19 protein-coding genes are annotated in these 18,122 nt (G+C 50.3%); 13 read left to right on the top strand and 6 right to left on the bottom strand.

Translation table 11 applies throughout. The features are described 5' to 3' along the window. The first annotated feature begins 8 nt into the window (after positions 1-8). Both rpsR and rplI read left to right on the top strand, forming a co-directional pair. Entirely contained in the window at positions 9-236 is a 228-nt protein-coding gene (gene rpsR / locus ABT56_RS22590) for a 30S ribosomal protein S18 (RefSeq protein ID WP_002539422.1), read from the top strand. Between the two features lie 37 nt (positions 237-273). Next, positions 274-726: a 50S ribosomal protein L9 gene (gene rplI / locus ABT56_RS22585; protein ID WP_047881172.1), complete on the top strand. Its 453-nt coding sequence runs from the start codon at positions 274-276 to the stop codon at positions 724-726. A 76-nt stretch (positions 727-802) separates the two neighbouring features. Here the strand turns inward: rplI and ABT56_RS22580 are convergent, their stop codons facing one another. Beyond that, on the bottom strand, positions 803-1,534 hold the full coding sequence (locus ABT56_RS22580; protein WP_240478385.1) for a DUF481 domain-containing protein: 732 nt from the start codon (positions 1,532-1,534) through the stop codon (positions 803-805). 231 nt (positions 1,535-1,765) lie between these two features. Here ABT56_RS22580 and ABT56_RS22575 point away from each other — a divergent pair, with 231 nt between their 5' ends. From ABT56_RS22575 to ABT56_RS22565, 3 genes are read left to right on the top strand one after another with little or no spacing between them, the layout of a single operon-like run. Continuing rightward, entirely contained in the window at positions 1,766-3,163 is a 1,398-nt protein-coding gene (locus ABT56_RS22575) for a replicative DNA helicase (protein ID WP_047881171.1), read from the top strand. Between the two features lie 46 nt (positions 3,164-3,209). Further along, on the top strand, positions 3,210-4,289 hold the full coding sequence (alr, locus tag ABT56_RS22570) for an alanine racemase (RefSeq protein WP_047881170.1): 1,080 nt from the start codon (positions 3,210-3,212) through the stop codon (positions 4,287-4,289). Between the two features lie 18 nt (positions 4,290-4,307). Beyond that, a complete protein-coding gene (locus ABT56_RS22565; protein ID WP_047881169.1) occupies positions 4,308-5,564 on the top strand; it encodes a BamA/TamA family outer membrane protein in 1,257 nt (418 codons plus the stop codon). Between the two features lie 57 nt (positions 5,565-5,621). Here the strand turns inward: ABT56_RS22565 and ABT56_RS22560 are convergent, their stop codons facing one another. Continuing rightward, positions 5,622-6,041, bottom strand: a complete 420-nt coding sequence (locus tag ABT56_RS22560; protein ID WP_047881168.1) for a secondary thiamine-phosphate synthase enzyme YjbQ — start codon at positions 6,039-6,041, stop codon at positions 5,622-5,624. Between the two features lie 290 nt (positions 6,042-6,331). Between ABT56_RS22560 and pgi the strand changes: the two genes are divergently transcribed. Further along, positions 6,332-7,984 (top strand): glucose-6-phosphate isomerase, encoded by a 1,653-nt coding sequence (pgi, locus tag ABT56_RS22555; RefSeq protein WP_047881167.1) that lies wholly within the window; start codon positions 6,332-6,334, stop codon positions 7,982-7,984. Between the two features lie 72 nt (positions 7,985-8,056). Here the strand turns inward: pgi and ABT56_RS22550 are convergent, their stop codons facing one another. The 3 genes from ABT56_RS22550 to zur all read right to left on the bottom strand — a co-directional run bounded on the left by ABT56_RS22550 (position 8,057) and on the right by zur (position 9,463). Beyond that, positions 8,057-8,266, bottom strand: a complete 210-nt coding sequence (locus ABT56_RS22550) for a cold-shock protein (RefSeq protein ID WP_047881166.1) — start codon at positions 8,264-8,266, stop codon at positions 8,057-8,059. 260 nt (positions 8,267-8,526) lie between these two features. Then, positions 8,527-8,991, bottom strand: coding sequence for a chemotaxis protein CheX (locus tag ABT56_RS22545; RefSeq protein ID WP_047881165.1), 465 nt, complete (start codon positions 8,989-8,991; stop codon positions 8,527-8,529). A 28-nt stretch (positions 8,992-9,019) separates the two neighbouring features. After that, a complete protein-coding gene (gene zur / locus ABT56_RS22540) occupies positions 9,020-9,463 on the bottom strand; it encodes a zinc uptake transcriptional repressor Zur (RefSeq protein ID WP_047881164.1) in 444 nt (147 codons plus the stop codon). A 788-nt stretch (positions 9,464-10,251) separates the two neighbouring features. On the opposite strand from zur, the gene dusA reads away from it, so the two are divergent. From dusA to ABT56_RS22505, 7 genes are all read left to right on the top strand, one after another. Continuing rightward, a complete protein-coding gene (dusA, locus tag ABT56_RS22535) occupies positions 10,252-11,289 on the top strand; it encodes a tRNA dihydrouridine(20/20a) synthase DusA (protein WP_047881163.1) in 1,038 nt (345 codons plus the stop codon). Between the two features lie 280 nt (positions 11,290-11,569). Further along, positions 11,570-11,830, top strand: a complete 261-nt coding sequence (gene pspG, locus ABT56_RS22530) for an envelope stress response protein PspG (protein WP_338048482.1) — start codon at positions 11,570-11,572, stop codon at positions 11,828-11,830. A 128-nt stretch (positions 11,831-11,958) separates the two neighbouring features. Continuing rightward, positions 11,959-12,597, top strand: a complete 639-nt coding sequence (locus ABT56_RS22525) for a TIGR04219 family outer membrane beta-barrel protein (protein ID WP_047881162.1) — start codon at positions 11,959-11,961, stop codon at positions 12,595-12,597. A gap of 114 nt (positions 12,598-12,711) precedes the next feature. Continuing rightward, complete coding sequence (locus ABT56_RS22520; protein WP_047881161.1) at positions 12,712-12,945, top strand: hypothetical protein; 234 nt, start codon at positions 12,712-12,714, stop codon at positions 12,943-12,945. Between the two features lie 161 nt (positions 12,946-13,106). Further along, on the top strand, positions 13,107-14,921 hold the full coding sequence (locus ABT56_RS22515; protein ID WP_047881160.1) for an assimilatory sulfite reductase (NADPH) flavoprotein subunit: 1,815 nt from the start codon (positions 13,107-13,109) through the stop codon (positions 14,919-14,921). Further along, positions 14,921-16,612: an assimilatory sulfite reductase (NADPH) hemoprotein subunit gene (cysI, locus tag ABT56_RS22510; RefSeq protein WP_047881159.1), complete on the top strand. Its 1,692-nt coding sequence runs from the start codon at positions 14,921-14,923 to the stop codon at positions 16,610-16,612. Before ABT56_RS22515 ends, cysI begins: the two co-directional genes overlap by 1 nt. Next, positions 16,605-17,366, top strand: a complete 762-nt coding sequence (locus tag ABT56_RS22505) for a phosphoadenylyl-sulfate reductase (RefSeq protein ID WP_047881158.1) — start codon at positions 16,605-16,607, stop codon at positions 17,364-17,366. Before cysI ends, ABT56_RS22505 begins: the two co-directional genes overlap by 8 nt. 117 nt (positions 17,367-17,483) lie before the next feature. Here the strand turns inward: ABT56_RS22505 and ABT56_RS22500 are convergent, their stop codons facing one another. Next, positions 17,484-17,975 carry a DUF2780 domain-containing protein gene (locus ABT56_RS22500; RefSeq protein WP_084722481.1) on the bottom strand — a complete coding sequence of 164 codons (492 nt, stop codon included), beginning with the start codon at positions 17,973-17,975 and terminating at the stop codon, positions 17,484-17,486. Between the last annotated feature and the right edge of the window lie 147 nt (positions 17,976-18,122).

Here is an 18,122-nt window from a genome sequence, read left to right as displayed (position 1 = left end):
ATAAGCCCATGGCACGTTTCTTCCGTCGTCGTAAGTTCTGCCGTTTCACTGCAGAAGGCGTACAAGAGATTGACTACAAAGATGTAGCAACTCTGAAAAACTACATCACTGAAGCTGGTAAAATCGTACCAAGCCGTATCACTGGTACTCGCGCTAAATACCAGCGCCAGCTAGCTCGCGCTATCAAGCGTTCTCGTTACCTAGCACTTCTACCATACACTGACAAGCATCAGTAATCGGTAGCGGTTTAATTAAGTTTAAGAGGACAAGATAATGCAAGTTATTCTACTTGATAAAATCGGTAACCTAGGTGGCCTAGGCGACCAGGTTAACGTTAAAGCTGGCTACGCTCGTAACTTCCTAATCCCACAGGGCAAGGCAGTTATGGCAACTAAAGCTAACGTTGAAATGTTCGAAGTACGTCGTGCTGAACTAGAAGCAAAAGTTGCTGAGCAACTAGCTGCTTCTGAAGCTCGTGCTGAGAAAGTTAACGCGCTTGAAGCTGTAGTTATCGCTTCTAAAGCTGGTGACGAAGGTAAGCTATTCGGTTCTATCGGTACTCGTGACATCGCTGATGCAATCACTGCAGCTGGCGTTGAAGTAGCGAAGAGCGAAGTTCGCCTACCTGAAGGTGCACTACGTACAACTGGTGAATTCGAGATCAGCATCCAGCTGCACTCTGACGTATTCGCAACTGTTAAACTAAACGTTGTAGCTGAAGCTTAATAACGTTTTGTTTGATATTTAAAACCAGCCTTCGGGCTGGTTTTTTTATACCTGTTATTTGAGCTTGTGCGGCGTGCTATTGGATCTTGAACAGCAGGTTTACCGTCATTGCCGAGTCGCGCTTTTCCAGCCCGTCGGGCACCCAGCTGTTGAGCTTCTGGGTATTGCTGATCCTGATGGCGACATGATCGTTGATTGCCGTGGTCAGGTTGAGCTCCGTCTCCATGGTGCTGTTGCTGTTGCCGGCAATTCCCGTAATACGGGCATTGAGCTCGATATCCTTAGTGGGTTTCCATGTCAGCTTGGTGCTGCCACGGAGGATCGGCTCGTCGACGATTTCCTGCAAAATGATATCGTCGTCGTCAATTTCGTCCAGATTGGGCTCCTGATGGCGATAGCCGGGGCCGGCTTCCACTTCCACCTGCAGGGTTTCACGCCGGATCAGCTGGTAACCGATACCGGTTGCGAGCGTGAAGTCGATAAAATAGGGGCCGTAGCGGTCATCGATATAGCTGATGTTGCCAAGCACATAGGTTCTCTCGTTAACCTTCATGTCACTTTGCAGCTCCAGCGAGCCCTTGCGCTTGTCCTCTTCGCCGTCCTTTTCAGCCAGCAGGAACTTGGCCTCTCCGGTATGTCGGTACTGGTTTTTGACGTAGGTGGCTGCCAGCCGGGTATTGAGCGTCTGCGAGTCGGAATTCCCCCCGAGCGATTGGTAGCCGAGTTCGATTTCGCTGCTCCAAGGCGGCGGAATACGGGTTGGGCGGTCATCATCCTCTGCGTAGGCATGGATGCTGGTGACAAGCAAAAGAATTGGCAGGTAGCGTGCCAAGCGGCCTCCTTGGTGACGGGAGTGGTTGCGGGATCAGCGCGCAAGTATAGCGCATTTCTGTCAGCTTTTGGTCAAGATAGAAGGGGGCTTCTGGGCATTCGCTCTGCAAGGTCTATGATGGGGGGGTTAATTTGCCGAGGAGGCTATATTGAGAGGTGGACTAGGGTATAATGCTCGGCCTAGTTTCCGGCAATGATTTCAATTCCTATGGCAGAGAAAAGCAAACCGAACCCTCATAAAGACGCCAAGATGGATGCCATCAAGATGGCTCCCCACTCACTGGAGGCTGAACAATCAGTCCTCGGCGGCCTGCTGCTCGATAACGAGAAGTGGGATGTGGTGGCAGAGAAAGTGGTTGCCAAAGATTTCTACAGCCGCCCGCACCGGATTATTTTCGAAAGCGTGGCCTTGCTGTTGGAGTCGGGCCAGCCACTGGACTTGATTACATTATCGGAGCACCTTGAGCGCTCTAGCCAGCTCGATGACGTTGGTGGTTTCGCCTATTTGGCTGAATTGGCCAAGAATACCCCGTCGGCGGCGAATATTCTGGCCTATGCTGAGATTGTCCGAGAGCGGGCTCTGATCCGCGATATGATCAGCGTGGCCAACGAAATTGCCGATGCGGGCTATGATCCCCAGGGCCGCGACAGCGAAGAGTTGCTCGATATGGCAGAGAGCAAAGTATTTGCCATTGCCGAGCAGCGCACCTCGCAGAACGAAGGTCCCCAGAGCGTCGAAACCATCTTGGAAAAGACCCTGGAAAAAATCGAGCTGCTCTACCAGTCACCGCAAGACGGGGTGACGGGGGTCTCGAGCGGTTTTACCGACCTCGACAAGAAAACGGCCGGCCTTCAGGGGTCGGATTTGATTATCGTCGCCGCTCGTCCGTCGATGGGTAAGACGACCTTCGCCATGAACCTGTGCGAGAACGCGGCCATGGAGCAGGACAAGCCTGTGCTGATCTTCTCGCTCGAGATGCCCGCGGAACAGATCATGATGCGTATGCTGGCCTCCTTGTCACGGGTTGATCAGACCAAAATCCGTACCGGTCAGTTGGAAGACGAGGATTGGGCGCGTATTTCATCGACGATGGGTCTGCTGATGGAAAAGAAGAGCATGTACATCGATGACAGCTCTGGCCTGACCCCGACCGAGGTGCGCTCCCGTGCCCGCCGTATCGCCCGGGACCATGGCGGTTTGAGCATGATCATGGTGGACTACCTTCAGCTGATGCGGGTACCGGGCTATCAGGATAACCGTACCTTGGAGATCGCGGAAATTTCCCGCTCTCTGAAAGCCCTGGCCAAAGAGCTGAACGTGCCCGTGGTCGCCTTGTCGCAGCTTAACCGCTCGTTGGAGCAACGTGCCGATAAACGTCCGGTGAACTCCGACTTGCGTGAATCGGGCGCGATCGAACAGGATGCTGACTTGATCATGTTCATTTACCGTGACGAGGTTTACCATGAGGACAGTGCCCTCAAAGGGATCGCCGAAATTATTATCGGTAAGCAGCGTAATGGTCCAATCGGTACGGTTCGCCTGACGTTCCAAGGGCAGTTCTCACGCTTTGATAATTATCAGGGCCCAGCTTACGACGACGAGTGATCTAGCAGTAGCTCCGGATAACCGGAAGAAATAAATAGGATTTTCGATGAAAGCGGCAACCGCGTATATCAATACCCAGGCACTGACCCATAATGTCAGTCAGATCCGCGCCCAAGCGCCGAACAGCAAGGTGCTGGCGGTGGTGAAAGCCAATGGCTATGGCCATGGCCTCGGCCATGTCGCCCAGAGCCTGCCCGATGTGGATGGGTTTGGGGTTGCCAGGATCGAGGAAGCCCTGACACTGAGGGCTGATGGGGTGGTCAAGCCGATTTTGTTGCTTGAGGGATTTTATGCCCCCTCTGATCTGCCTGTTTTGGTGACCAACAATATCCATACCGTTGTTCATTCCTTTGAACAGCTCGAAGCGCTTGAGCAGGCCGAGCTGGAAAGCCCTGTGGTGGTTTGGCTGAAGATTGACACCGGGATGCACCGTTTAGGGGTTCGCCCTGAGCAACTGGCAGGGTTTACCGAGCGTCTACATGCCTGTGCTAACGTTGCCAAGCCGCTGCGCTATATTAGCCACTTTGGCTGTGCCGATGATTTGGGCAGCGATGTGACTCACCAGCAAATCAGTACATTTACCGCCCTGACCCAAGGTTGTCGGGGCGAGCGCTCGCTGGCGGCATCTGCCGGTATATTGGCGTGGCCAGATAGCCATATGGAGTGGATTCGCCCAGGCATCATTATGTACGGTGTATCGCCGTTCGTGGAGCCAGATCGCTTGGCGGCCGCCTATGATCTGAAACCGGTGATGACCTTGACCTCTAGCCTTATTGCGGTGCGTGAGGTGAAAAAGGGTGAGTCGGTCGGTTATGGCGGTATTTGGACCAGCGAGCGTGATACCAAGGTCGGCGTTATTGCCATCGGCTATGGTGACGGCTATCCGCGTACGGCCCCGAACGGGACGCCGGTATTGGTCAACGGCCGTATCGTGCCGATGGCCGGCCGGGTTTCGATGGATATGCTGACGGTGGATTTGGGGCCGGATTCGGCCGACAAGGTCGGTGACGAGGCCGTCTTGTGGGGAGAAGGGCTGCCGGCAGAAATCGTGGCCGAGCATATAGGTACCATTGCCTATGAACTCGTCACCAAGCTGACCTCTCGAGTTACGATGGCCTATGTTTAACAAGGGACGAATACAGAGTTGCCTAACATAAAATTATTGAAAGCCGCAGCATTGGTTGCGGCTTTTTCACATCCGATATCTGCATTTGCTGATGGTTGGCCTACTTGGGAGCCGGATTCCGCGGTGGTCCCTTTTATTTTTTCGACCGATGCGATGGGGCTCTCCATTGGTATGGCCGGGGTGCTGAAAGGGGCCGGGCAACCTCAAGCGGCCTTGTTGGGTGCCGGGTTGGTAACCGATAAAGGGACTTGGCTGGGGTATCTCGGAGCCAGTAATTATACCTACAGTCTTGAAAGCCGTTGGTTGTTCGGTGCGGAGTTGTATGCTGCCGAATTTAAGCAATTTGATTACTTTTTGGGTGACGCTACAGGCAATGGTTCATCGGCAGAGGACAAGGTCGTGGCCGATGCAAGCGAGTCGCAGTATCGGTTGTCGATGCGCTATGTGTTGCCGATAGGGGCGGGGGCAAGCCGAGGTGTGTCGGCTGCATTTGTACCTGGACGCAAGTTGACCGGGCATGTACCGTGGCAAAGCGGGGTCAGTACCATTGAGCTGCGGCCATTTTATCAAAGTCGAGAATTTGCCAATTTGCCGATGGGCGAGATTGCGCCTGCCGGATTTAGCGAGGCTTCGTCGGTATGGGGATTAGAGACTCGCTTTGATTGGGATAATCGCAACAATACCCGTAATCCGACCGATGGTAGCCGGAGCCAATTTTCGGTATCGGTTGATCCTGGGGGCAGCGATCGCCCGAGTTGGTGGAAGTGGGAGCTCAACCAGAGTTGGTTTTGGAATGCAGGGCCGCTTGGCGAAGTCTTCGACCAACAAGTTATTGCTTTTAACGTGTACACTGGTGATACCCCGAGCTGGAATCAGACGGATACGGTGAATGGTCATGAGGTTTTTCGTCGACCACCCGCTTATGCGGGGATGCGGCTTGGTGGGCTGTATCGCTTGCGTAGCTTTGCCAGCGGGCGCTATGCTGATCGTTCAGCACTGAGCTATAGCTTGGAGTACCGTATATTGCCAGACTGGCAGCCGCTTAAGGAGTGGCCGGTGTTTGAGTGGTATGATGTTCCTTGGTGGCAGTGGGTTGCGTTTGCCGATGTTGGCCGCGTGGCCGGTGAATATGATTTGGCTGAACTTCACCGCGACATGAAGTGGAGCGCGGGTGGCGCGATCCGTTTTCAGGTAGAAGGGGTTGTGGTTCGCACCGAGATGGCATGGGGTAGCGAAGACAGTATCTTTAGGGTCATGATCAACCAGCCATTTTAATGTCATGAATGCATAATGAGGGCGGGGGACTGAAGTGCCCCGCCTTTTTTGTTTCTGTTATGTGCCTTGCAAGGTCACGATAATTCGGCGGGTTCCGCCGTGGTCTCGATGTTCGCCAAGGTATATTCCCTGCCATGTTCCGAGGGCCAGGCGACCGTGGCTTATTGGCAGGGTTAGGCTGTTACCGAGCAACGATGCCTTGATGTGTGCCGGCATGTCGTCATCCCCTTCATACGTATGACGGTAATAGGAGGCCCGCTCGGGAACGCTGTGGTTAAAATGAGCCTCCATGTCGCTGCGCACAGTTGGGTCGGCATTTTCGTTGATGGTGAGGCTTGCCGAAGTATGCTGGATGAATAGATGAGCCAGTCCTATCTCGATTTGTTTGAGTTCTGGTAATTGTTGTTCGATTTCATCAGTGATCAGATGGAAGCCCCGTGTTCTGGCGCGCAGTGTCAGTTGTTTTTGGTACCACATGGCGAACTCCTAGCGATTAGGATGATTAAAAAAGAGAAATATATAACAGGGTTCACACTTTTAGCTGTATCCATTACTCTTTGCTTTCGTGACCTGACGCAATGACTGTAGGTATACCATCAGGTCATAATTATTCATAAGTTGTAAAATTACAAAAATATAGACGCCCAGTTGGCATGAGCTAAACTAGGGGCAGCACGGTTTAACAACATTCGTAGTGTTGGAAAATCCATTGCTGGATTCTTCTGACAAGGCTAATGGATTAACAACTAAAAATCAGGAATTTCACCATGTTGAAAAACATCAATCCAACCCAAACTGACGCGTGGAAAGCGCTGACTGCGCACTTTGAAGATGCACAGGATTTGCAACTGGGTGAGCTGTTTGCTCAGGACAGCGAGCGTTTCGGTAAGTTTTCTGCCCACTTCGGCGAAGAGATCTTGCTGGATTACTCTAAGAACCTGATCACCGAGGAGACATTGGCTAAGCTGTTCGACCTTGCCGAGCAGACTGAAGTTAAGGCAGCCATCGCTGATCTATTTAGCGGTGAGAAGATCAACAAGACGGAAGATCGCGCGGTACTTCACTCTGCGCTGCGTAATCGTAGCAACACGCCAATCATCGTGGATGGCGAAGATGTGATGCCTGCGGTTAATGCGGTGTTGGAAAAAATGAAGGCGTTTACGGCTCGCATCGTTGATGGTGAGTGGAAAGGCTTTACCGGTAAAGAAATTACAGACGTGGTGAATATCGGTATCGGCGGTTCGGATTTGGGTCCATACATGGTCACTGAGGCGCTGATGCCTTACAAGACTCGCCTGAACATGCATTTCGTATCGAATGTTGATGGTACGCATGTTGCCGAAACTCTTAAGGGCCTTAACCCGGAAACAACCCTGTTCCTGATTGCCTCTAAGACCTTCACGACACAGGAAACCATGACCAATGCCCTTACGGCGCGTGATTGGTTCTTGGCGACAGCATCAGACGAAGCCCATGTCGCCAAGCACTTTGCTGCGTTGTCGACCAATGCAACAGCGGTATCCGAGTTCGGTATTGATACCGACAACATGTTCGAGTTCTGGGATTGGGTAGGTGGCCGTTACTCACTATGCTCGGCTATTGGTCTGTCTATTAGCCTGTCTATCGGTTTTGACAACTTCGTCGCGCTGCTAGATGGTGCTCACGCAATGGACAAGCACTTTGCTGAGGCACCACTTGAGCAGAACCTTCCGGTTATCTTGGCGTTAATTGGTATTTGGTACAACAACTTCCACGGTGCCGAATCTGAAGCAATTCTACCTTACGACCAGTACCTGCACCGTTTCGCTGCTTACTTCCAGCAGGGCAACATGGAATCTAACGGTAAGTGCGTTGACCGTGGCGGTAACCCGATTGATTACCAGACTGGCCCGATTATCTGGGGCGAGCCGGGTACGAACGGCCAGCACGCGTTCTATCAGCTAATCCATCAGGGTACCAAGCTGATCCCTTGTGATTTCATTGCTCCTGCAATCAGCCATAACCCACTGGGTGATCACCATCCTAAACTGATGGCTAACTTCTTTGCTCAGACTGAGGCGTTGGCATTTGGTAAGACCAAAGAGCAGGTTGAAGCTGAATTCCTAGCCGCGGGTAAGACGCTGGAAGAGGTTGCCGAGCTAGTACCGTTCAAGGTATTTGACGGTAATCGCCCAACCAACTCGATTTTGGTGAAGCAAGTAACGCCTGCAGTATTGGGCTCTTTGATTGCACTGTACGAGCACAAGATTTTCACTCAGGGTGTTATCTGGAATATCTACAGTTTCGATCAGTGGGGTGTTGAGCTTGGCAAGCAGTTGGCTAACCAGATCCTACCTGAGCTAAATGGCGCAGAGACTGTAGCTAGCCACGACAGTTCGACCAATGGCTTGATCAACGCGTTTAAACAGTGGCGCCAGTAATAAGCTGCTGATGGGATATAAAAACGCCGCTTTATAGCGGCGTTTTTTTTATATTGTTTAAGTGTCTGTGGGTTAAGACAGCGCAATGACTTCGCTGGCTTGTGGGCCTTTCTGACCATCTATCACGACAAATTCTACACTCTGGCCTTCACGTAGGGTACGTCTTCCCTGAGCTTGAATTGCACTGAAATGTACGAATACGTCTTTGCCATCAGCACTTGAGATAAAGCCAAAGCCTTTTTCATCGTTGAACCACTTTACGGTTCCAGTCAGTTTGTTCATGTTACGATCTTTCCTTTGAATTGTGATGCCCTTGCTTAGCCGTTGGTTAAGCGAATTCATGCGGCACGACACTTGAACTATAGGTGTTTTGATGCCTATGCAGCATACTGAGTCTAGATCGGAAAGATTATAGTTGGTAGTTTTTTGTTCGATATTGATGGTCGGTTCACATAAAAATCAAAGTGATAAGTTTGATAGTGTGAACGAGGCGCAGGATCAAGCCGGATCTATGCCGGCTGTCTGATCATTATTAGGCGGTATTATCCTTCGAAGCAAATCTCGATGTATGCTTTTCCATACTCAGAATCGAAAGGCATGATAATAATGGCGCCTTCGCATTTGTGAGCAATCGTATGGCCTCGACCAGCCACAACGGCCGGGGTTGCCATATCGAAGTCATAGCCTTTGTCGGCTAGGCTGCGTTTTGCCCCGCCTGTTACCATGTTGGTGATTTCACCAACCATATCAGTGACTTCTTCGTTGATGGCGTTCGGGCGCTCTCCCAACATACGCTGCATAATCTCCAGCGCCAGCCCTTCTTCGAATGTGATCGACATTGAGCCTTTTGTCTGAGGGCCGACCATACCGATCAAGCCGGAAACGTCGCCTCGTGCGACTTCGTCGCGTTTGAGTCTGGGCTTTTGCGGTGCCAGTTCCATGGAGGCCATGGTCTTGAGCACATTCAGCAAAGAGGCTAGGAAAGGATTTACGAATTCTGCACGCATAACTAACTATAATTTTGTTGAGTGGAAGTTACTGATTATTGCATTGCTGACAAACACCATGGCTTTCAAGGACATGATGGGTGACAGCAAAGCCGCGTAGCTCGGCTCGGTGGCGAAGCAGTTTGGCGAGCTCTTCATCATGGCACTCTTCTACAGCGCCACATCTATCGCAAATAAGTAGCTGGGAGCAATGATCGGCATGTTCCAGCAAGCAGCAGGCTATATAACTGTTGGTCGACTCGACCTTGTGGACGAAACCTTGGGCTAGGAGGAAATCCAATGCCCGATAAACCGTAGGTGGTTTCGCTTGTGGCTCGGTCTCACGGAGCTGATCAAGCAGATCGTAAGCACTGATGGAACTATGATGTTCGATGATCAGTTCCAGTACCTTGAGACGTTGAGGTGTGAGCCTCACGCCTCGGTGCTCACAGAGTTGTTGTGCTTTAGTCAGCAACTGCCTCTTATTTGCCATATAACCTCAAAATACAAGCGACAAGTATCGCATTCTATCATATCTCCCAACAAAGGTACTGTTGTTAGGAAAAATTGCGCCATATAGGTAGGAAAAAGCGTGTGCTAGGTCACCTATACCATGTACACCTTATAGTTATAAAATCAGCTATATGCTGTACACCTTGACGGTCGCTTATTGTGTTTATTATAACTAACTGTTTTTAAAAGTTTTTTGATCGCGTGCAGCTTTTTGGGCTTTTTTCATGATGAACCGTTCTCTGTTCGAGGAGAGTGTTTTTCCTTTATTATTAATTGCTTAAGCCTATGGTGTTCTTTTTGCGTTTAGTATTTAGGTTGCCATGTTCTTTTTGATGGCTTTGTATTAGTACAGCTTTTTTGTGAAAAGGCACCAAAAATATGAATGTTGTGTTTTTGGAGTACGTATCTTGCGCGTAAAGCATTGAAAAAGAAACTTAAAATAATGATGTGCAGCTTTTTAGCCTATTGTTGTACTAAAGCTAAAAAAGCTGTACGTATTTCAGCGTCTTTAGTTTATGGCTTTGATTTTTAAGTATTTTAATTTGTTTTTGATTGGCCTGCTTGTGTCTTTTTGATTTTTGTGATGGATTTTTTTGAGGTGTTGTCGGCATGCTAGAACACCCGCTATTCTGAAAATTTGGGGATAAAGGCGGTAATAGGGTAGAATCCGGCGTCTAATTTTTAACTGGCGTGCCGTTGGGCAAGCCTATCTGTCTGGCTCAGGCTAGATAGGATGATCAATGCAGCATGTCGATGATGAGGTTTTCGATGACAGAACGTACAGTGGTTGTGAGTGCACCATCCAATAGCGAAACAGAGGCAAAGGCCTACCCTGATTGTCGCTTTTCTATTGCACCAATGCTGGATTGGACTGACCGTCATTGTCGTTACTTCCACCGGTTAATTAGCGAACGTACCCAGTTGTATACCGAGATGGTGACTACGGGCGCGATTATTCACGGTAAAGCCGATTACCTAGCATATAACGAAGAAGAGCATCCGTTAGTCCTTCAGCTGGGGGGCTCAAACCCTGCGGATTTGGCTACCTGTGCAAAATTGGCCCAGGAGCGTGGCTATGACGAGATCAACCTTAATGTAGGTTGCCCGTCAGACCGTGTGCAGAATGGCCGTTTTGGTGCCTGCCTAATGGGTGAGGCTGATTTGGTTGCTCAGGCTGTTGCGGCTATGCGTGAAGTGGTTGATATTCCCGTTTCTGTCAAAACTCGTATTGGTATTGATGATCAGGATTCGTATGAATTTCTTACTGATTTCATCGGTACTGTGAGCGAAAAAGGTGGCTGTCGAGACTTTACGATTCATGCGCGCAAAGCGTGGTTAAGCGGCCTTAGCCCTAAGGAAAACCGTGAAATCCCACCGCTGGATTATCCGCGTGTTTATCAGCTTAAGCGTGATTTTCCTCATTTGACCATGGCACTTAACGGTGGGGTTAAGACCATGGAAGAAATTATTGGCCATCTAGAACATATGGATGGCGTAATGGTTGGTCGTGAAGCCTATCAGAGCCCTTATTTATTGGCAGAGATCGACCAGCGTTTGTTTGGCAGCGACAAGCCGGTGAAAAAGCGCCGCGAAATCGTCGAGGCAATGTATCCATATATCGAGCGTGAATTGGCAAACGGTACTTACCTAAACCATATCAGCCGTCATATGTTGGGCTTGTTCCAGAATATGCCTGGAGCTCGCCAGTGGCGCCGTCATATCAGCGAAAATGCCCACAAGCCTGGTTCGGGGATTGAAGTGCTTGAGCAGGCTCTGGCTAAAATCCCAGCCCATCTTGATGTTTAACTGAGCATACAGTTATTTTGATTTTAAAAGGCCAAGCATTGCTTGGCCTTTTTGCTATTTATTGCTCTCTATTTTGGTGTGTCAGTCATTCTTTCTTTGAACATTACAAGATGGCTTTTTTCGCCAGTAAAGTTGGCGAAAGTGACCATGTTTTTGACGGTGGGAGATCTGGCTTTGCCTTGCATTGTTATAACTCGTTGATTTTTATTGGTTGTTTTATTGTTGAAAAGATGGCTTAAACAATGCATTAGATCGGCTATTACAATTGGGAAGAGGGATTATGATGATCGAATTACTGTTTGTTGCTGCGTTTGCTTTTGTTTTGGTCTTTACCGGGGTCAGCATTGCCGGTGTGTGTTTGGCGGTGGCTGTTGGCTTTGTTGTTATGGCATTGGCGGGCATGGTAGGGATGGTATTGAAGCTATTGCCTTGGTTATTGCTTATTGCCATTGTCGTATGGGCTTACCGACGTAACCAGGGTGGAACGTGTCAGGGACGTTTTAGCCGTCAGCGCCGTTTTCGCGATAGTGATCGGTACTGATGACAGGTGAAGTGGTTATTAACAGCAATAAATCATTGGCAAATAGAATGAAATGCGGTTTTTTTAACCTGCTTTTGGTATAGTCTCCGCCTATTTTGTAATACCAATATAAAGAGCGGAGACTCAACATGAACAAAATTGCGCTTTCTGCAGTGGCAGCAGCTGTTGCCTTGGCGGCCGCAGTTCCGGCCCAGGCGGCTACCTTGCTAGGCGTGAAAGTCGGTGCTGATGCTTGGTTTACTGACGCGAAGATCAATGACAACAAAGTTGACGGCGAGAGCAATACAACTGGCTCTTATTACGTTGCTCTTGAGCATTTTATTCCGCTAGTTCCGAATGCACGCCTTCGTTATACCGACGTCGACAACGGTGCTGTGTCATTCAACCAAACAGATTACACCGCTTATTATGAAATCCTGGATAACGATGCGATTGCTTTGGATCTAGGTTTGACGATGACCCAGTTCAACTCGGGCAAATTCTACGGCCAGTCGTTCAGCGAATGGCAGCCAACTATCTACGGTAATGTAGAAGTGGGTATTCCGATGACACCTGTATCTGTGTTTGGTGATCTAAACGTAGGTGACTACGACGGTACGAGCATTGTTGACGGTCAGGCTGGTGTGAAATGGTCTCTGTCTATGGTTGCTGTTGATCTTAATCTTCGTGCGGGCTACCGCGTGATGGATTACGACTTTGATTTCGTGAACAAGGGCGGTCAGTTTAAGTCTGATGGTTGGTTTGCCGGTGCCGAAATCAACTTTTAAGGTTTGATTGCTCAAATGCCAACAAAAGCCACGCATTGTCGTGGCTTTTTGTTGCCTATTTCTCATCTTTTGTACCATTTTTATAGAAGGTCAGCTTATCGGGAGTGATGTGCGATGACGTTAACCGAATTACAGCGCCTTTATGACTCAAGTGATATTGTGGAGGCGGTTATCGAACCGTCGATTCAGGCTAATGGATGGATCGTTGAGTTTCGTCACCGTCGAGGTGGATTCGTTCCGCTAACAGATGGAGCGGGTAGTGAGAAGTGCTACCGAGATATAGACACTGCAACCGAACGTGCTTTTGAAGTGGGTTTTCATCAAGTCCGGATTGCCGATAATTTTTAGTTTAAAATCAATGTGTAAATTGAAAACCTAACACCGGGTACCGTCCCGGTGTTTTCCTGTTCCCCTTACAAAAAGTTATAAAACATTCTTATCTATTCTTTCTTGTTATTTCCATGAGTGGCTAATCTAACCCTTACGCAATGTATAGGGATCGTCGTGTCATGTTACTAAAGGAACTTTCTGCTTTGGCCAGCCCGTTGAATGACCAGCAAATTGGTCAGCTTCAGCAGGCTGTTGCTGAATTGTCACCGCAACAGTTGGCGTGGATTAGTGGCTATTTTTGGGGGCTGAGTCAGGATCAGGCGCCAGGAGCAGCGACGTTAGGCTCTCCGTCATCACTCGCTTCTGCAGCTCAGCCTGCGGGAAAATTGACCATTATTTATGCCTCGCAGACCGGTAATGCCAAAGGGGTTGCCGAAGTATTGAAGGCCGAGGCCGATGCGGCTGGTATTCAAGCTGAACTATTTGCTGCCGGCGATTACAAAGGCAAGAATCTCGCCAAGGAAACGCACGTTATCATCGTGGCTTCTACCCACGGTGAAGGGGAGGCGCCCGATGACGCGATTGAGCTGCATGAATTTCTCCAGTCTAAAAAGGCGCCTAAGCTCCCTAACCTGCAGTATGCGGTTATTGGTTTGGGGGATTCGAGTTATGAGTTTTTCTGTCAGACCGCAAAAGATTTCGATGAATACTTAGCCAAACTTGGCGCGTCATCCTTTTTGGAGCGCCTTGATTGCGATGTTGATTATGATGCCCCTGCCGCACAGTGGCGAGCCAAGGCGCTCGACACCGTGGCACAAACCCTCAATAGCTGCCCGGCTGAAGTGGTTCAGCTTCCGATCGGCCAAGCGACGACGGTAGTGACGTACAATAAGCAAAATCCCTATTCGGCCACATTATTAACCAGTCAGAAGATTACCGGTCGACATTCCGGGAAGGATGTTCGCCATGTGGAAATTGATCTCGAAGGGTCGGGGATTGCTTATCAACCGGGGGATGCTCTTGGTGTGTGGTATGCCAATGACTCCGCTTTGGCCGATGCAATTGTGGCTAAGGTTGGCCTGAAAGGGGATGAAGTGGTTGAGGTTGATGGTCAGAGCTTAGCGGTGCGTGAGGCATTGGTTGGCCATTATGAGATCACAACGTCAAACCCTCAATTTGTCACGCGTTATGCCGAGCTGTCTGGCAGTAAGAAACTCGCGAAGCTGGCAGAAGACAAAGAAAAATTGCGTGAGTATGCCGCCAATACTCAAGTGGTCGATGTACTTGGGGAGAAGAAAGCCACATTAGATGCCGCTCAGCTGGTTGGCTTGCTACGTCGCTTAACGCCGCGTTTGTACTCCATCGCATCCAGTCAGGAAGAAGTGGGTGAGGAAGTCCACTTGACCGTGGGGCTCGTGGAATACGCCAAAGGCGATGAAATCCGTCAGGGCGGGGCATCAAGTTATCTGGTACAGCGTCTGGAAGAAGGCGCTAAGGTAAAGGTGTATGTTGAAACGAACAATCACTTCAAGTTGCCTGCCGATGACAATGCGCCGGTGATCATGATTGGCCCCGGAACAGGAATTGCGCCATTTCGAGCCTTTGTACAAGAGCGTGACAACCGTGAGGCGAAAGGCAAGAACTGGCTGTTCTTTGGCGATCGTACGTTTACCGAAGATTTTCTCTATCAGGTGGAGTGGCAGAAATACCTGAAGAGCGGGGTTGTGCATCGCTTGGATGTGGCTTTCAGCCGTGATCAGGTGGAGAAAGTGTATGTCCAGCACCGGTTGCTCGAACATGCGGCGGAAGTGTGGCAGTGGTTGCAAGATGGCGCGCATGTGTATGTATGTGGGGATGCCAATCACATGGCCAAGGATGTCCATAATGCTCTGTTGACGATTGCTGAGCAGCAGGGGCAGAAAACCCGCGAGCAGGCCGAGCAATACTTGAATGAACTGCGTAAGAGCAAGCGTTATCAAAAGGATGTGTATTAATGAGCGAACAAAAATTATCGGATAACGAACGTCTCAAGCGAGAAAGTAATTTCTTACGCGGTACGATTGAAACGGATTTGAATGATCGGATCACCGGCGGCTTCACCGCTGATAATTTCCAGCTTATTCGCTTCCATGGCATGTACCAACAAGATGACCGTGATATTCGTGCGGAGCGTGCCAAGCAAAAACTCGAACCGCTCCATAATGTCATGTTGCGCGCCCGTATGCCTGGAGGCGTGATCACCCCGTCACAGTGGCTGGCCATCGATAAGTTTGCCGACGAGCATACGATGTACGGCAGTATTCGTTTGACCACCCGTCAGACGTTCCAGTTTCATGGGGTGCTCAAGCCCAATATCAAGCTAATGCACCAGACGCTTCATCAAATTGGTATCGATTCGATTGCCACTGCCGGTGACGTGAACCGTAACGTGCTTTGCACGACTAACCCGGTTGAATCGGCGCTCCATCAGGAGGCTTATGAGTGGGCGAAGAAGATCAGTGAGCACTTGTTACCGAAAACGCGTGCTTATGCGGAGATTTGGCTGGATGGCGAGAAGCTCGAAACCACGGATGAGGAGCCGATCCTGGGCAGTACCTACTTGCCGCGTAAGTTCAAAACAACTGTGGTGATCCCGCCGCAGAATGATGTGGATGTGCACGCAAATGATTTGAATTTCATCGCAATAGCAGAAGACGGCAAGCTGGTGGGATTTAACGTATTGGTTGGCGGCGGCCTGGCGATGACGCATGGCGACAAGTCGACCTACCCGCGCCGTGCCGACGATTTTGGATTTGTTCCGGTCGACAAAACACTGGATGTCGCGGCAGCGGTTGTCACGACGCAGCGTGATTGGGGTAACCGTTCAAACCGCAAGAATGCCAAGACCAAGTATACCTTGGATCGCGTCGGCAGCGATGTGTTCAAGGCGGAAGTGGAAAAGCGTGCCGGGATTGAGTTTGCCCCTAGTCGTCCGTATGAGTTTACCGACCGGGGCGATAGGTTGGGATGGGTCGAAGGGATTGATGGTAAGCATCATTTGGCACTGTTTATTGAAAATGGACGCTTGCTGGACTACCCCGGTAAGCCGCTGAAAACTGGCGTGGCGGAAATTGCCAAGGTTCACCGGGGAGACTTCCGGATGACGGCCAACCAAAATCTGATTGTGGCTGGTGTCCCTGCCGAGGAAAAGGCGAACATTGAAAAGATCGCGCGTGAGCACGGGCTGATTGATGATGGGATCAGCGAGCAGCGGAAAAATTCAATGGCCTGTGTGTCATTGCCAACTTGTCCGCTGGCTATGGCAGAAGCCGAGCGTTTCTTACCGGAGTTTGTGACGGATGTGGAGCAGGTGTTGGAAAAGCACGGCCTGCCGGAGGAAGAGAATATTATCCTGCGTGTGACCGGCTGCCCTAATGGATGTGGACGGGCCATGCTGGCCGAGGTTGGGTTGGTAGGCAAAGCACCCGGTCGTTATAACTTGCATTTGGGCGGGAACCGTAATGGAACGCGCATTCCTAAAATGTACCGGGAGAATATTACCGTCGAGCAGATTCTTGCGGAGATGGACAGCTTGGTCGGGCGTTGGGCTAGCGAGCGTCAGGAGGGCGAAGGTTTTGGGGATTTCGTGGTACGGGTTGGTGTGATTGCGCCGGTTGAAGTGTCGAAGAGGGATTTCTATGCCTGATGTTAACTTTTCTAATTTGCTGAACGAAAACAAGGTAGAGCAGATTCTGCAGTTGGCACAGGTCAATGCCGAGTTAGAGGGGATGTCCCCGCAGCAGCGTATTCGTTGGGCTCTGGAGTCTTTGCCGGGGGAGTTTGCTCTGGCGTCGAGTTTCGGTATTCAGTCTGCGGTTATGCTGCATATGGTGACAAAGGAAAAGCCGGATATCCCTGTGATTTTAACCGATACCGGTTACCTGTTTGCCGAGACATACCAATTCATTGATCATTTGACCGACAGGCTTCATTTGAATTTGCATGTGTACCGTTCGGCGTTGACGCCACAGTGGCAGGAGTCTCGTTATGGTCGGCTCTGGGAGCAAGGGTTGGAGGGGATCAGCCGTTATAACCGCCTTAACAAGGTTGAGCCGATGCGACGCGCATTGGATGAGCTCAATGTTCAGAGCTGGTTTTCTGGGCTGAGGCGCGAGCAGTCGCAGAGTCGGGCCTCATTGCCAGTGCTAGCAATCCAGAATGGTGTATTCAAGTTCTTGCCACTCATTGACTGGGACAACGACGATATCGAGCGTTATCTTGAGCATTATTCACTGCCTTATCATCCGTTGCGGGAGCAAGGGTATCTGTCGGTGGGAGATACCCATACGACACGCAAATGGGAGCCGGGTATGAGTGAAGAAGAAACGCGGTTTTTTGGCCTCAAGCGAGAGTGCGGGTTGCATGAGGATGATAGAGAAGCCGATGGTTCGGGGATTTAGTTTCTAATACCGTTATTTAAAAGCCTTACCTGATTGTTCTGGTAAGGCTTTTTGACATCTGGTTGACAGAAGTTCGGCCCGGTAGCGGTATCTTGCGGGGCTAAATATCCTGTCATCCTATTGTGCGGTTTTCCAAATGCTACCTAGGCTATCGAGCAGGCCGGCGCTAGCGCCTTGATCACCGAGGAATTGCAAAACCACAGGTATGAATTGCGTCACCATGCTGGCGTCCATTCCCAGCGCACTGAAGATTTGGTTGATAGTGTCCATATTGCCCAGCAGGGCTCCGACACCGGGGGGGAGTTGATCGGTTAGGCCTTCGGCGCCGGGGATCATATTTGCCAGTTCGGCAGCTTGATCACCTGAAAGTTGACTGGCGGCCACAGACAGCAGAGCTCCCGCCCCTCCGGCAGCTTGTTCCGGTGAGATCCCCAGCTGGCTGCTGAGTAGGGATGTCAGAGGGTTGTTGCTAATGGCTTCGGTTGCCGCTTCTTTTTCGTCACCACCGAATAGGTCGGACAGGCTGAAAGCGAATGCTGGTGGTGTGGTGGCTAGTAGGGCGATAGTGGTACAGGTGATAAGGCGATGCCTGAATCCGTGGTATGTCATGGTTATCCTCCCTTGGTGGGTATGTGCTTGGATAACTTAATCTTAGTTAGGAATGCGGCAGGCGTACCAAAATAAAACGCAAGGTATCGCAACGTGACGAATCAGGGATAGGATGGGGTATGATAAGGTTTGCGGAAAAAGAAACGG

Source organism: Photobacterium aquae (assembly GCF_001029445.1).
Classification (GTDB): Bacteria; Pseudomonadota; Gammaproteobacteria; order Enterobacterales; family Vibrionaceae; genus Photobacterium; species Photobacterium aquae.
This window is presented reverse-complemented; position numbering and strand designations above follow the sequence as displayed.

Excerpts from the sequence above, each read along its gene's own strand:
- cysI (WP_047881159.1), top strand. The coding sequence starts at position 14,921 with ATGAGCGAACAAAAATTATCGGATAACGAACGTCTCAAGCGAGAAAGT.
- rpsR (WP_002539422.1), top strand. The coding sequence starts at position 9 with ATGGCACGTTTCTTCCGTCGTCGTAAGTTCTGCCGTTTCACTGCAGAA.
- ABT56_RS22515 (WP_047881160.1), top strand. The coding sequence starts at position 13,107 with ATGTTACTAAAGGAACTTTCTGCTTTGGCCAGCCCGTTGAATGACCAG.
- ABT56_RS22525 (WP_047881162.1), top strand. The coding sequence starts at position 11,959 with ATGAACAAAATTGCGCTTTCTGCAGTGGCAGCAGCTGTTGCCTTGGCG.
- alr (WP_047881170.1), top strand. The coding sequence starts at position 3,210 with ATGAAAGCGGCAACCGCGTATATCAATACCCAGGCACTGACCCATAAT.
- ABT56_RS22545 (WP_047881165.1), bottom strand. The coding sequence starts at position 8,991 with ATGCGTGCAGAATTCGTAAATCCTTTCCTAGCCTCTTTGCTGAATGTG.
- pgi (WP_047881167.1), top strand. The coding sequence starts at position 6,332 with ATGTTGAAAAACATCAATCCAACCCAAACTGACGCGTGGAAAGCGCTG.
- ABT56_RS22500 (WP_084722481.1), bottom strand. The coding sequence starts at position 17,975 with ATGACATACCACGGATTCAGGCATCGCCTTATCACCTGTACCACTATC.
- ABT56_RS22550 (WP_047881166.1), bottom strand. The coding sequence starts at position 8,266 with ATGAACAAACTGACTGGAACCGTAAAGTGGTTCAACGATGAAAAAGGC.
- zur (WP_047881164.1), bottom strand. The coding sequence starts at position 9,463 with ATGGCAAATAAGAGGCAGTTGCTGACTAAAGCACAACAACTCTGTGAG.
- rplI (WP_047881172.1), top strand. The coding sequence starts at position 274 with ATGCAAGTTATTCTACTTGATAAAATCGGTAACCTAGGTGGCCTAGGC.
- ABT56_RS22505 (WP_047881158.1), top strand. The coding sequence starts at position 16,605 with ATGCCTGATGTTAACTTTTCTAATTTGCTGAACGAAAACAAGGTAGAG.
- pspG (WP_338048482.1), top strand. The coding sequence starts at position 11,570 with ATGATGATCGAATTACTGTTTGTTGCTGCGTTTGCTTTTGTTTTGGTC.
- dusA (WP_047881163.1), top strand. The coding sequence starts at position 10,252 with ATGACAGAACGTACAGTGGTTGTGAGTGCACCATCCAATAGCGAAACA.
- ABT56_RS22560 (WP_047881168.1), bottom strand. The coding sequence starts at position 6,041 with ATGTGGTACCAAAAACAACTGACACTGCGCGCCAGAACACGGGGCTTC.
- ABT56_RS22575 (WP_047881171.1), top strand. The coding sequence starts at position 1,766 with ATGGCAGAGAAAAGCAAACCGAACCCTCATAAAGACGCCAAGATGGAT.
- ABT56_RS22520 (WP_047881161.1), top strand. The coding sequence starts at position 12,712 with ATGACGTTAACCGAATTACAGCGCCTTTATGACTCAAGTGATATTGTG.